The 13,356-nt window shown below is 72.2% G+C and carries 10 protein-coding genes; 2 read left to right on the forward strand and 8 right to left on the reverse strand.

Annotation, left to right across the window (positions count from 1 at the left end):
* The first annotated feature begins 69 nt into the window (after window positions 1-69).
* The gene (locus ACIRRY_RS37780; protein ID WP_403982142.1) at window positions 70-546 is read left to right on the forward strand and encodes an Lrp/AsnC family transcriptional regulator; all 477 of its coding nucleotides are present in this window, start codon (window positions 70-72) and stop codon (window positions 544-546) included.
* On the opposite strand, the gene ACIRRY_RS37785 is transcribed toward ACIRRY_RS37780, so the two are convergent.
* Genes ACIRRY_RS37785 through ACIRRY_RS37810 form a run of 6 tightly spaced genes read right to left on the reverse strand, consistent with a single transcriptional unit; the run spans window position 543 to window position 8,480 of the window.
* Window positions 543-1,529, reverse strand: coding sequence for a PDR/VanB family oxidoreductase (locus tag ACIRRY_RS37785; protein WP_403982144.1), 987 nt, complete (start codon window positions 1,527-1,529; stop codon window positions 543-545). The genes ACIRRY_RS37780 and ACIRRY_RS37785 overlap by 4 nt on opposite strands.
* Window positions 1,519-2,955 carry a glutamine synthetase family protein gene (locus tag ACIRRY_RS37790; protein ID WP_403982146.1) on the reverse strand — a complete coding sequence of 479 codons (1,437 nt, stop codon included), beginning with the start codon at window positions 2,953-2,955 and terminating at the stop codon, window positions 1,519-1,521. Before ACIRRY_RS37790 ends, ACIRRY_RS37785 begins: the two co-directional genes overlap by 11 nt.
* Before the next feature lie 5 nt (window positions 2,956-2,960).
* The gene (locus ACIRRY_RS37795) at window positions 2,961-4,313 is read right to left on the reverse strand and encodes a Rieske 2Fe-2S domain-containing protein (RefSeq protein ID WP_403982148.1); all 1,353 of its coding nucleotides are present in this window, start codon (window positions 4,311-4,313) and stop codon (window positions 2,961-2,963) included.
* A gap of 32 nt (window positions 4,314-4,345) precedes the next feature.
* A complete protein-coding gene (locus ACIRRY_RS37800; RefSeq protein WP_403982150.1) occupies window positions 4,346-6,292 on the reverse strand; it encodes a primary-amine oxidase in 1,947 nt (648 codons plus the stop codon).
* Complete coding sequence (locus ACIRRY_RS37805; protein WP_403982152.1) at window positions 6,289-7,830, reverse strand: gamma-glutamyltransferase; 1,542 nt, start codon at window positions 7,828-7,830, stop codon at window positions 6,289-6,291. The genes ACIRRY_RS37800 and ACIRRY_RS37805 overlap by 4 nt, the downstream gene beginning before the upstream one ends.
* Entirely contained in the window at window positions 7,827-8,480 is a 654-nt protein-coding gene (locus ACIRRY_RS37810) for a cyclase family protein (RefSeq protein WP_403982154.1), read from the reverse strand. The genes ACIRRY_RS37805 and ACIRRY_RS37810 overlap by 4 nt, the downstream gene beginning before the upstream one ends.
* Before the next feature lie 137 nt (window positions 8,481-8,617).
* Here ACIRRY_RS37810 and ACIRRY_RS37815 point away from each other — a divergent pair, with 137 nt between their 5' ends.
* On the forward strand, window positions 8,618-9,322 hold the full coding sequence (locus ACIRRY_RS37815; protein ID WP_403982156.1) for a GntR family transcriptional regulator: 705 nt from the start codon (window positions 8,618-8,620) through the stop codon (window positions 9,320-9,322).
* 20 nt (window positions 9,323-9,342) lie between these two features.
* Here ACIRRY_RS37815 and solA read toward each other — a convergent pair whose 3' ends face one another.
* A complete protein-coding gene (gene solA / locus ACIRRY_RS37820) occupies window positions 9,343-11,892 on the reverse strand; it encodes an N-methyl-L-tryptophan oxidase (protein ID WP_403982159.1) in 2,550 nt (849 codons plus the stop codon).
* Window positions 11,889-13,346 (reverse strand): aldehyde dehydrogenase family protein, encoded by a 1,458-nt coding sequence (locus tag ACIRRY_RS37825; RefSeq protein ID WP_403982162.1) that lies wholly within the window; start codon window positions 13,344-13,346, stop codon window positions 11,889-11,891. Before ACIRRY_RS37825 ends, solA begins: the two co-directional genes overlap by 4 nt.
* Window positions 13,347-13,356: the final 10 nt, after the last annotated feature.

The raw sequence follows: 13,356 nt of genomic DNA on the forward strand, positions 1-13,356 counted from the left end.
CGCAATACGTGCCCGAGCGACTGCGACAGATGCTCAACTGTATGGGCATGTGCTGACAGAATGCGCACCATGACTCTGATGGACCCCTTGGACGCCCGGATCGTTCTGGCCCTCGACGACGACCCGGACGCGACGATCCTCGCCCTCGCCCAGACGCTGGGCGTGGCCCGGAACACCGTGCACGCCCGGCTGCGGAGGATGGCCGCCGACGGCGTGCTCAAGCCCGTCAGCCGACGTGTCGACCCAGCCGCCCTCGGATACGGCCTGATCGCGTTCATGTCGCTCGCGGTGAGCCAGGCGGAGCCCGAGAGCGTCCACGAGGGCCTTCTCGACCTCCCCGAAGTCATCGAGGTGCACTACACCACCGGCGACGCCGACCTCCTCGCGCACGTCGTCGCGAAGGACACCGCGGACCTGCACCGCGTCACCAAGGCGATCCTCGCCATCGACGGAGTCGACCGGACCAGCACCGCCATCTCCCTGGCCGAGGTCATCCCGTACCGACCCCGGGCGCTGCTACGGCGTCTGGCCAAGGGCCGCGCCTAGAGGTCCAGCTCCAGCACGGGGGAGAGGCAGCGGCTCACACAGATCATCATCGTGGTGGCGGTGGGTCGTTCGGACGGCTCGATCACCGTGTCGCGGTGGTCCGGCAGCCCGGCCGTGACCGGTGTCTCGCAGGTGCCGCAGTAGCCCTCCTCGCAGGAATAGGGCACGTCCGGGAACTTCTCCCGGACGACATCCAGTACGGAACGGTCGGCGGGCACGGTCAGCCGCAGGCCGGAACGGGTCAGTACCACCTCGAACTCCCCGCTCGGGGCGCCGAGTTGATCAGGCTCCGCGTCGCCCGCCGAGGTGAAGCGTTCCAGGTTCGGTGACCGCGCAGGGTCTGCCGTACGGCAAAGAGCCGTCACCGCGTCGAGCATCGGCTGCGGGCCGCAGGCGTACACGGCGTGCGCGGGCGGGGTGGCGGCGAGTTCGGCCGCCAGGTCCGGGAGGCCCCCCTCGTCCTGCGGCAGAAGCAGCACCCGGTCGCCGCCCAGCCTCACCAACTCCTCGGCGTACACGAGCCGGGAGCGGTCGCGCGCGCCCAGGACCAGTCGCCAGGGCAGACCGCGAGCCGTGAGTTCGCGGGCCATCGGCAGCAGCGGGGTGACGCCGATGCCGCCGGCCAGCAGGAGATAGCCGGGGGCGGGCACGAGCGGGAAGCGGTTGACGGGCCCGTGCACCTCCAACTCCCGTCCCACCAGAGCCGTTTCATGGATCTCCCGGGAGCCACCACGCCCTTTGGGCGCGCGGTGCACGGCGATCGTCCACACCTCTCTGTCCGCCACGTCCCCGCACAGCGAGTAGGCCCGCCGCAGACCCGAGGGCAGGGTCAACTCCACGTGTGCGCCCGGCTCCCAGGGTGGGAGGACGCCGCAGGTGGGCCGGGTCAGGCGCAGTTCCAGCACGTCGTGGGCGATCCAGCGAGCCTGGCGGACCAGGAGGCGCTCGGTGTTCGCGCGGGGGGAGTCGAGGTCAGAAGACACGGAAGTACTCCCGCTGTTCCCAGTCGGTCACCTCTTGGCTGAAGCGGTCGATCTCGGCGCGCTTGATGCCCGTGTAGTAGGAGACGAAGTCCTTGCCGAGCCGGGTCGCCAGCGCCTGGTCCGCCTCCAGCGCGTCGAGGGCCTCGCCCAGCGAACGGGGAAGGGGTTCGGCCTGGGCGGCGTACGGCTCGTCGGCCGCGGGGCCCGGGTCGAGGCCGCCCGCGACCCCGTCGAGACCGGCGGCGAGCTGGGAGGCGAGGTAGAGGTAGGGATTGGCCGCCGGTTCCCCGATCCGGTTCTCCAGACGGGCAGTTGACGGACTGTCACCCAGCACCCGCACCATCGCCCCGCGATTGTCGCTGCCCCACACGGCGCGGTCCGGCGCCAACGACAGTGAGCGAAAGCGCTTGAAACCATTGAGAGTCGGGGTCGAGAACGCGCTGGTGGCCCGCGCGTGCCGCAGCAGCCCACCGAGAAAGGCGGTCCCGTACGACGACAACGGCGGCCCGGGCGTGGTCAGTTCACCGTCGTCCGGTGCGAAGACGCCCACGCCGTCCCGCACCATGCTCTGGTGCAGATGCCAGCCGCTGGAGAACACGCCGGGGAGGTGGGGGCGGCACATGAAGGTGGCGTGGTGGCCGTGGCGGGCGGCGACCTGCTTCACTGCGCTGCGCAGCAGCACCATCGCGTCGGCGGTGCCGAGACCGTCGGCGGGCTGGAGGGTCAACTCGACCTGGCTCGGGCCGAATTCCACCTCCAGGCTGCGCAAGGGCAGTCCGAGCCCCTCGATGTTGGAACGCAGGATGTCGAGGATGGGGTCGAGTTCGTCGTAGCGCAGCTCGCTGAGGTACTGGTAGCCGTGGTTCAGCATCCCGACCTCGGGCGCGGCGCCGGGCTGGCCCTGGTCGCCGGGGCCCAGCCGGGAGTCGTCGAGCCGGAAGAGGTGGAACTCCACCTCCAGTCCGGTGCGGTAGGTCAGCCCGTCGGTCTGGTCGAGGACCGAGCGCAGCAGCCCGCGCGTGCACAGCGGGACCGGCGCGCCGGAGGTGAAGCGCAGGTCGCACAGCAGCCAGCCGGTGCCCGGCGACCACGGCAGCATCCGGAAGGTCAGCGGGTCGGGCACCATCACCATGTCGGCGGCGCCGCGCAGTTCGGGCAGCCCGAGCGGAGTCTCCTTGGTGAAGAGTGGGAACACGGTCCGCCCCGAGGTGTCCTTGGCGAGCAGGGACGAGGCGATGCCTGTGCCGTCCCTCAGGACGTTGGTGAGCTCGCCCAGGGTGACGGTCTTGCCGCGCAGCAGACCGTGCTGGTCGGCGAAGACCAGTCGTACGACCGTCATCCCGCCGCTCTCGGCGCGCGCCTGTATCTCCCGTGCGGCGGCGGCCTGTTCGGCGTTCCACAGGCCGTGCCGTTCGATGAATCCCACGCGGCTCAGCCGTCCGTTCCCAGCGGCTGCGCCCAACCGCTGTCGGCGCGCTGCTTGTCGGTGACGGCGGCCCAGTGCTCCAGCCAGCCCTCGGTCGGGCCGATCCCGTCCAGGGCGACCGGTCCGTGCAGCCGCCCCGCCTCCTCGGCCGGCAGCACCAGGAGCGGTTCCTCGCCGCGCTCGACGGCGGCGATGGCCTCGCCGAGCATCCGGCGGTACATCACGATGGCCTTGTCGGAGCGGCCCAGATGCTCGCGGGTACGGTCCTGGACCGCCCCCTGCCCCTCCACCGCCCACTGGTCGTGCACGTTGATGTCGAAGCCCAGCCCGGTGTACGTCGTCGTGCGCTGTTCCGCCGGGTCGTAGCCGTAGCCGTTCGCTCGGCCGAAACGAGGCCGGTAGTCGGGCAGGGTGACCGCGCCGACCCGCTGACGGCGCATCTCCGCCTGGTCCACCGGACCGCCGACACTGGTGAACAGGGCATACCAGTAACTGGAGTTGTCGTCGATCGGCACATGCCACTGGGTGATCGCCGTCTGCGCGTCCAGCGGGATGTGGAAGGCGTGCGGGAACACCTGGTGGGTGATGCGGACATGGGTACGGCTGCCGTCCATCGGCAGGCCCTGGGTGTCCGTGCCGTCCAGCGTGCGCCGGGCGGTGAGGCGGATGCCGTACGGCGTGCGGACGGCGTCGATGTCGGGGCGGCCGTACTCGCGCAGGACCTTCGTCATCGGGAGGTCGGTGCCCTGGGAGGCGGCGCGGAACTGTTTGCCGTAGCTGTCGGCGGGGTCCTCGTCCTGGAAGAAGCGGTGGAGGTAGGAGGCGTGGGCGGGGTCGATGCCGACCTCAAGGGCCTGGAGCCAGTTGCACTCCAGCAGCCCTTTCCAGGCGAAGGCGTGGTCCGAGGGGGCCTGGAAGCAGTCCAGGGCGGGGAGTTCGGGCGGTTCGCCGGGGCCTAGGTAGCCCCAGATGATGCCGTTGATCTCACGGACCGGGTAACTGCCCAGCCGCACACGGGACTTGAGCGGGCTTTCGGCGGGCTCGGCCGGGGTGTCGAGACACGAGCCGTCGCGGGCGAACAGCCAGCCGTGGAAGCAGCAGCGCAGTCCGCCGTCCTCCAGCCGGCCGAGCGCCAGATCGGCGCCGCGGTGCGGACAGCCCCGGTCGACGAGACCGAGTCCGCCGTCCTCGTCGCGGAACAGGACCAGGTCCTGGCCCATCACCTTGGGCGCCACCAGCGGTCGCTCGCCCGCGAGTTCCTCGCCGAGGGCGATCGGCTGCCAGTAGCGGCGCATCCACTCACCGGCCGGGGTGCCGGGACCGGTCCGGGTGAGCCGGGTGTTCTCTTCCTCGCGCATGGGACGCCTTTCTGATGAGGGGACGGGCGCGGTCAGCCGCAGCAGTGGTCCGGTGCGGTGGGGCCAGGCGTGTGGCAGGAGACGGGGGCGGGCACGTCCAGGGCCGGGTTGCGGTCGAAGAAGCCGTCGGGCTCCAGGCGCAGCCGCGCCTTGGCCACCGGCATCACCGGCCACTCCTCGGGGCGCGGGAAGTGGTGGGAGCCGACCGTGGCCCACAGCACCAGGTCCGTGCCGTCCAACGACCGGTTCTCCTCCTGCCACTTGTGGACGCCGTCGGCACCTGGCTCGGCCTGGTTCGGGTACTCGCCGCCGACGAACCGCCGCTCCGCGTCGTAGGCCGTCGCCCACAACTGCCGTCCCACGAACGGCGCCCGGCGTGCGCAGACACTGTCCTCGCGCACCGGCAGCACCGCCGTGTTCTCCAAGTGCACGCGGTACGCGGTCGGTTCACCCATCCGGTTGCGGGACTCGGTGCTCTCCACCCGCCAGTGCAGCGCGCGTGATGGGTCGGTGCGCCTGGCTCCCTCCGCCTCGCTGAGGATCGGCCGCAGCACGGTCCTGGCCGCGTTGCCGTACGGGTCGAGGACCGGGTCGGGCTCGTGCTCGGCGGTGACCTCGACCAGCCGGTTGGGATCGCCGTCCACCGCCATGTCGAGCCGGACGCTGAAGAAGTGCTGGTGGTTGGTGACCGCGACGTTCGGCGCGACCCGGCGCGCGTACGGCGTCGCCTCGTCCTCCTCGACGCCGGTGGCCGAGAGGATGCCGGTCATCTTGATCTCCAGCATCACCGAACCGTCCTGGTACAGCGACCAGTAGAAGCCGTAGTCGTAGTTGGCGACGGTCGCGAACGCCGAGATGATCAGCCGGCGGGAGCGGCGCACTTCGGTACGGCCCGTGCGGCCGTCGTGGTGCTTCCAGAGGATGCCGTCGTCCTCCTCGTGCACACAGACGGCGTTGGGGATCAGCCGGGGAACACCGTCGCCGCCGATCACCGCCGCGTCGAAGTACTGGATGACACCGAGGCAATCGCAGCCCAGGGCAAGGGAGTTGGTGAGCGGGCCCGCGCCGTACTCGCCCCAGTCGAAGAAGTTTTTCCGGTACTGGGTGGAGGCGGTGTCGAAGTAGGGGACGTACATCTCGTTGACGGCCGCACGCCGGATCACCTGACGGGGACTCTTCCCGGCCGCGGCGAAGGCGAGGTCGTGCAGCACGAGCCCCTCGCGATGACTGAAGCCGACCCGCACCGACCACCCCTGCCAGTCGATCCGCTGCCCGGTGACGGTGAAGCTCGGTCCCTCCGGCTGGACGACCTCCAGCGGCTTCAGCCCCGGCCGCTCGGCCACCGTCCCGGCCGAGAACACGCCCGACTCCTCCGACAACGGGATGACCCCGTGGTCCTCGATGTGCAGGATCTCCATGGTCTCCATGTCGATGATCGGCACCACGCCCTGCACCGGACGGGCATAGCCGTTGTCGTCCTCGGAGACGCGATGCCAGACGCTGCCCCAGGTCAGCCGACGGCCCGCGTACTCGGGCGGCTCGAAACCGCCGATCGACTCCGGGTCCACCATCACCAGCGACACGTCGTGGATACCGCGCAGCGCCAGCGCCTCCCGGAAGCGCGAGTCCGCCCGGCACATGGCCGCCGCCTGCCTCGCCTCCTCGGAGGAACAGCCAGGGCTACGGATGTCCAACTCCCGCCAGGCGGTGGTCTGCGGCTTGTCGCCGAGTTCGAGATCGACCTCGAAGGCATGGCGTACGGAGGGGGAGAACACCACCGCGCGGGCCCGCCGGGTGTCCCCGGGCGAGGCCCGGCGCGCGTGGTCCTCGTCCAGCGCCACACCCCAGAAGCGCGAGTCGTCGGGCACCCGGGTGTCGGCCCTCAACACCCCTACGGCCGTGGCGAGTTCGGTGACGGTGAGGGGGTCCAGCGGATGCGGTGCGCCGGCCGGTACGGGTTCGGGGGCGAGAGCGCTCACAGGGAACTTCCTTCCAAGGTGGTGCCGCCGTCGGCGCGGGGATCGGAGGCGCCGTCCAGCCGACCGCCGACGGACAGTCGTACGGCCTGGGTGTGACCGGCCAGATCGGTACGGCCCGGCGCCACGACGACCGGAACCACCGACGGGAACGCGCCCGCCGGTACGGAGCCGGGCTCGGCCAGCAGGGTCTGTGTCTCGTGGCCGATGTCGCGGGCGCCGATCACCCAGCGCGGGCGGTCCAGTACGGCCGTCGGATCGGCGGCCGGGTCCATCAGGTCGGGCGCGGTCTGGGCGAGGATCTGCGGCTGCGCCCGGCCGCCCTGGCAACCGGCCGCGAGCAGCAGTTCGGCGGACCGGCCGAGCACCGGGCACAGGGTGTGCGGGGGCCGAAGCCCGGGGCCGATGAGGGCGGGATGGCCGGGGATCAGGCTGAACGCCGAGCCGCGGTTGTGCAGCACGATGCCCGTCTCCGGGTCGCAGATGCCGGAGCCGAAGGTCTGGTAGACGCTCTGGATCAGGGAGACGGCCAGTCCGGACGCGTCCACGGCGGTGATCGCGACGGTGTCCCCGGCCGGCCGGAAGGACGGCTCGGGAGGCTCCGTACCGGCGAGCGGCGCCGGGTGCAGCAGCCCGTCCAGGTCGAGGGGCGCGGGGCCGAGCGGATCACCGAGCAGCAAGTCCCTTGCCGCCGAGGCGTCTTGGCAACGGGTGGCCAGCGCGCCGGTGTGCTCCGGCTCGGACAGCTTCGCCACCGAGGCGGCGGTCTCCAGTACGGCCAGCAGGCTCGCCCCCTGGCTCGGTGGTGGCGCGGTCCACCAACGGGTTCCGGCCACGTCCAGCGTCAACGGCTCGACGTCCGCCGCCTGATGGGCCGCAAAGTCGCCCGCGGTGAGTGAACTCCCCGCCCGGCGCAGGCCGTTCGCCAACGCCTCGGCGACCGCGCCCCGGTAGAAGGACGACGGATCGTCGGCGAGCGTGCGCAGTACGGCGGCCAGTTGGGGCTGGGGGAGCGGGTCGCCCTCGTCGAGCGGTATGCCGTCGGGGCCGGTCAGCAGCCCGGTGAGACCGGGGTCGGCCGCGATCTGCGGGGCCCGTTCGCGGACGGCGCGCGCCAGACCGGCCGAGACGCTGGCCCCGTCCTCGGCGAGTTCGGCGGCGTCCCACAGCGCGGCGGCCAGGGCGCCGGGTGTGCCATGGGCCTCGGCGAGCGCGGTCCAGCCCGCCACCACACCCGGCACGGTCACCGTGTGCGGCCCCTGCGCGGGCATCCGCCGGTCGGCGGCGCGCAGTGCCCCGACGTCCACGGCCCCTGCCGCCGCCCCCGCCGAGACGATCGCGCGCACCGAGCCGCCCGAGGCATGGACGAGCGCGATCAAGTCGCCGCCCAGGGAACACTGGTGGGGGTAGACGACGGTGAGGGCGGCGGCCGCCGCCAACGCCGCGTCCACGGCGTTGCCGCCTCGCTGGGCCGCGCGGCGGGCCGCCGCCAGCGCCGCCGGGTGCGGGGCGGCCAGGATCAGTGGCGAGGCGGCCGTCATGCCTCGTCCCTCGGGAACAGCACGGTGCGGGAGGGGGCGGCCTCGGCGCCCTGGAGAGGCAGGGGGAGGGAGATCATGTCGTAGACCCCGGCGGGTGTGTGCAGGAGGTCGACGACCTCCAGGATCAACACATCTGCCGCGCACAGGAGTTGGTGGGTCTCCCAGTGGGTGGTGTAGGCGACGGCCTCGATGCTGAGGTAGTCGATGCCCGCGGTGCGCACCCCGGCCTCGATGAGCCGTTCCGCGCCGTCCGGGGCCAGGCCGACCCACTGCCGGGCCTTCCACGGGCTGCGCAGCACACCCTCGGAGTTGCTGGTGCGCAGCAGCACCCGCTCCTCGCTGCCGAGGCCGGCCGCGTCGAGGTCGGCGGCGGTGATCTGTTCCTTGACGTGGGTGAGGTCGAGGACGCGCGCGCTTCCGTTGAGGGCGGACAGGTCGAGCCGGTCGACCGTCTTCCCGCCGTCGATGAAGTGGGCCGGAGCGTCGATGTGGGTGCCGGTGTGGGCGCCGATCCGCCAGCGGCTCACGTTCGACGGGTCGCCGGCGGTGCGGGACTCGACGATCTCCACCTCGGGGCGACGGCCCCAGTGCAGCATGCCGGGATGGATGGGAACGGACACGTCGATCGCCTTGGCGAAGTCCAGATTCATGCGGCCCTCCTATTGGATGCGGATATGATGGAAGTGGATCCAAAAACGAGCGGCTGTGGACGCCCCGGGCCGCGTGGGAAACTGCTCCACCACCGCGCACCCCCCGACCGCCCCCGAGAAGGGTTTGACCGACTCCGATGACCTCCCAGACTGACGAGAGTCCCCTCGTCGACGACATCGCGGCCCGCATCCGCGCGCGGATCATGAACGGCGAGCTGGCGATCGGCAAACCGCTGCGCCAGGCGGCGCTGGCCACCGAGTTCGGGGTCAGCCGCACACCGGTGCGCGAGGCGCTGCGCCAGCTCCAGAACGGCGGGCTGATCGAGATGCAGCCGAACCGCGGCGCCGTGGTCCGGGTGCCCGCGCCCTGGGAAGTGCGCCAGGCGTACGAGGTGCGGGCCGAGCTGGAGGGCATGGCCGCCCGGCGCGCCGCCTCCCGGATCGCCGAACGCGGGCTCGCCGCGCTGCGCGAGCACAACGCCGTCCTGTGCGAGGCGGTGGCGCGAGCCGCCGGTGAGGGGACCGGGGGTGGCAACACCGCCACCACGGCGGCGAACGACTGCTTCCACACGGTCATCTGCGAAGCGGCCGACAACCCCTGGCTGACCCGGATGATCGACCGGATCAACGAGAGCTTCCCGCGCAACGTCTCCTCGCTCGCCCTCGCCGGAGACGAACGCCATCGACAGCTCAACATCCGTCAACACGAGGCCGTGATCGAGGCGTTGGCCGCGCACGACGCCGACCGTGCCGACGCGTTGATGCGCGAGCACGTCATCAGTTCCGGTGAGCATCTGACGGCCTGGTACGAGCGCCGCTCCCAGACGGTGTTCCACGGCTGAGCGGACCTCGTGGTGCCGCCTCACGAGGTTCCGCCGGGGAACAGTCGGGCCGGGGACAGGAAGTCCAGGTCCGGGCGGGCGGTTCCGCACACCAGGTCGGCCAGTGCCTCGCCGATCGCCGGTCCGAACTTGAACCCGTGCCCCGAGCACGCCGACGCGACCAGCACCTGCGGTACGCCCGGCACCTCGCCGACCAGGAATCGTCGGTCGGCGGTCATCGTGTAGAGGCACGTCAGGCTCTCGGTCACCGGCCCGGCGCCGGGCAGCACCTGGGCCACCGCCTCGGCGAGCAGGGCGAGTTCGGCGTCGGTCGCCTCGGGGCGGGGTGCCCGCGGGTCCCAGGGCGGACCGCTGTCCAGCCCCGCCTTGAGGCCGCGGCCGTCGGTCGCGGGGAACCCGTAGAGCAGGCCCTGCGGCAGGTCGACGGAGAAGCTGCCCAGACCGGACGGGCCGAGCGGGCCCGCGGGGTCGGCGGCGAAATAGGCGTTGACGATACGAGTGACCGTCAAGTGGGGTGCGAGGGAGGGAACTTGGGCTGCGGTCCAGGGGCCGGTGCACAGCACCAGGCGGCGGGTGCGCAGGGCGGCCTGGCCGGTGCGGACCACGATGTCGTCGCCGTCCGGTTCCCAGCCGAGGACGCGGGCGTGGTGGTGAAGGTGCGCTCCGGCTCGTTCGGCCAGGGTCAGTTGGGCGCGGAGCGTCTCCTGCGCGTCGATGATTCCGGCGCGCGGGTCGTGCACCGCTGAGAATCCGGCCGGCAGCCGCAGCCCCGGGAAGATCCGTGCCGCTTCCTCGCCGTCGACCTGTCGGCAGCCCGGGCCACGCAGCGGATCGGGGCGGTCCCGCGGTGCCGCGTACAACCCGCCGGTGATGTCGAGCAGTTGGGCCTTCGAGGCGCCCTCCAGCTCCGTCCAGGCCCGGTAGGCGGTGTCGACCAGCGTGTCCCAGTCGGGGTGGGGGTAGGCGCGGCGGATCATCCGGGTCGCCCCGTGCGAAGAGCCCAAGTCGTGGTGCAGGCCGTACTGTTCGAGGCCGATCACGTCGAGTCCGCGTGTGGCCAGGTGACGTAGGGCGGCACTGCCGTGGACGCCGAGGCCGACGACGATCGCGTCGTGGGTGTGGTGGGGGGTGCGTGTGGCTGCGGGTGAGGAGTGGAGCCCGATGGCCGGTGCCGGTGCCGGTGCCGGTGCCGGTGCCGTGGTCCGAGGCGCTGACAGCGACGGAGTGGGCGTGGGCATGGCGCGATCGGCCTCCGGCTCCCCGTTGCCCCGCCCCGCGTCTCCCGCCCCCCGCTCCCGTCGCCCCGCACCGGACCCCGTACCGCGCCCCTGCAAGCAGACGATCTCGCGTACCGCCTCCACCAGCGCGTCCAGGTCGTCCTGGTCGTTGTAGACGTGGACGGAGGCTCGGACCACCTTGGTCAGGCCCCGGTGATCCATGTCCCAGCGGCCGTGGCCCGCCGGGACGGCGATCAAGTGGACGCGGCGGTAGGTGAGTTGGCGTTGTACCTCGGAGGCGTCCAGGCCGTCGACCACGAAGGTGACGATCGCGCCGCCCGCGGCCGGGGGGTCGGTGATGTACACGCCCGCGAGGGCGGAGAGGCGTTCGCGGAGTGCGGCGGCGAGGGCTGTCAGGTGGTGGGAGACGGTGTCGACGCCCAGTGTGCCGAGGTCGGTCAGCGCGGCGCCGAGGCCGAGGCGGAGGGCGTGTGCGGCCTCCCAGAGTTCGAAGCGTTTGGCGTCCGGCACCAGTTCCCAGGTGCGTTCGGCGGTCCATACGGCGCCCCGGACATCGGGCGCCTCGGGGGCGAGCCGGTCCAGGAGCGGGCGGCGGACGGCGAGCAGGCCGGTGCCGCGCGGGCCGCGCAGGAATTTGCGGCCGGTGCCGATGAGCAGGTCGCAGCCGATGGCGGCCATGTCCACCGGCAGTTGACCGAGGGACTGCGTGGCGTCCAGGAGGAAGGGCACCCCGTGGGCGCGGGCCAACGCGCCGATGGAGGAGGCGGGTTCGACCAGCCCCGAGGACGTCGGGACGTGCGCGGCCGTCACCAGCGCCGCCGGTCCTGCCCGCAGCGCCGTCTCCAACGCCTCCAAGTCCACCGCTCCGTCAGGGCCGTTGGGCAGCAGCTCGACCCGGACACCGTGGTCGCGTTCGACCGACAGCAGATGCAGCGCGCTGCTGACGTAACTGGAGCGGGCCGCCAACACCCGGTCACCGGGGCGCAGTCGGAGTGCCGACACGGCCCGCTGCCAGCCGGCCGTCGCGCTCTCGACGAGGGCGACCTCCTCCAGCCGGGCGCCGAGGAGTTCGGCGGTACGCGCGTAGACGGCCTCCAGGGCCGGAGCCGCGTGCTTCGCGGCCTCGTAGCCACCGGACAGGCTCTCGGCACGGAGGTGGTCGATGACCGCCTCTACGGTGCCGTTGGCGAGCAGGGCCGCACCGGCCGCGTTGAAGTGGTGACCGGTGAACGAGCCCGGCGTACGGGCCCGTTCGGCCGCGACGTTCAGGGTGCGCGGGGGCGGTGGGTTCGGGGGCGAGGTGGCCGTCGTGGCCGTCACGGGGGCGCTCACAGGGCGATCGTCACGCTCTTGAGCTCGGTGAACCCGTCGACGGCGGCGTCGCCGAGGTCCCTGCCGAGGCCGGACTGCTTCATCCCGCCGAAGGCCACGGCGGGGTCGAACTCGTTGTACGTGTTGACCCACACGGTCCCCGCCTCCAGCGCGGCGGCCGTGCGATGGGCGCGGGCCAGACTGCCTGTCCACACACCGGCGGCGAGCCCGTACTCGCTGTCGTTGGCCAGCGCGATCGCCTCCTCCTCGCCGTCGAAGGGCAGGATCGTGGCGACCGGCCCGAAGATCTCCTCCCGGGCGATCCGCATGTCGGGGGAGACCCCGGTGAACACCGTCGGCGGCACGAACCACCCGGGCCCGGGCAGCGGTTCGCCGCCCACGGCCACCTCGGCGCCCTCGGCGCGGCCCAGTTCGACGTAACCGGTGACGCGGTCGTACTGCTCCTGCGACACCAGCGGACCGATGTTGACGCCGCCCGAGAGCCCCGGGCCGATCCGCAGCGCCTCCACCGCCGGCACCAGCCGGTCCAGGAACTCCTTGACGATTCCGCGCTCCACCAGCAGCCTGCTGCCGGCCGTGCACATCTGCCCGGAGTGCCCGAACACCGCGCGCACGGCGTTCGGTACGGCCGCGTCGAGATCGGCGTCGGCGAAGACGATGTTGGGTGACTTGCCGCCGAGTTCGAGGGTCAGTCGCTTCAACGAGGGTGCCGCCGCGGCCATGATGTGCCGCCCGACCTCGGTGGACCCCGTGAAGGAGACCTTGGCGACGCCGGGATGGGCGACCAGCTCCGCGCCCGTACGGCCGTCACCGGTCAGGACGTTGACGACGCCCTCGGGCACGCCCGCCTCCAGACAGAGCGCGGCCAGCCGCAGCGCGGTGAGCGGGGTCTGCTCGGCCGGCTTGACCACGACGGTGCAGCCGGCGGCCAGCGCCGGGGCAAGCTTCCAGGCCGCGATCATGAACGGGAAGTTCCACGGGAGTACGGCGGCCACCACGCCCACCGGTTCACGGACGCTGTACACGTGCCGGTCGGGGCCGGCCGCGTGCACGGAGCCCTCCAGCCGGGTCGGGGTCCCCGCGAAGTGGCGGATGGCCTGAAGCCCCAACTCCACGTCGCCCCGGGCGCGTTCGATCGCCTTGCCGTTGTCCAGGGTGTCCAGCACGGCCAGTTGCTCGGCGTCTCGCTCCACCAGGTCGGCGAGGCGCAGCAGGACGTCACGGCGCCGCCGGGGTGGCAGCCCGCGCCAACGGCGGTCCCGGTGCGCGGCGTTGGCGGCCTCGACCGCCGCCGACACCTCGGCCGGGCCCGCCTGGGCGACCGTGGTGAGCTGTTCGCGGGTGGCGGGGTCGAGCACCGGTATCCGCTCCGTCGCGGTGCCGGCGGTCCACTCGCCGCCGATGAGCATGGGCTCGCAGTCCGGCAGCCGGGGGATCACGATGCTGGGGTCCACGGTGTTCTCC

This window comes from Streptomyces sp. NPDC101776 (assembly GCF_044766845.1).
Lineage (GTDB): Bacteria > Actinomycetota > Actinomycetes > Streptomycetales > Streptomycetaceae > Streptomyces.

Excerpts from the sequence above, each read along its gene's own strand:
- ACIRRY_RS37780 (WP_403982142.1), top strand. The coding sequence starts at position 70 with ATGACTCTGATGGACCCCTTGGACGCCCGGATCGTTCTGGCCCTCGAC.
- ACIRRY_RS37795 (WP_403982148.1), bottom strand. The coding sequence starts at position 4,313 with ATGCGCGAGGAAGAGAACACCCGGCTCACCCGGACCGGTCCCGGCACC.
- ACIRRY_RS37805 (WP_403982152.1), bottom strand. The coding sequence starts at position 7,830 with ATGACGGCCGCCTCGCCACTGATCCTGGCCGCCCCGCACCCGGCGGCG.
- ACIRRY_RS37810 (WP_403982154.1), bottom strand. The coding sequence starts at position 8,480 with ATGAATCTGGACTTCGCCAAGGCGATCGACGTGTCCGTTCCCATCCAT.
- ACIRRY_RS37815 (WP_403982156.1), top strand. The coding sequence starts at position 8,618 with ATGACCTCCCAGACTGACGAGAGTCCCCTCGTCGACGACATCGCGGCC.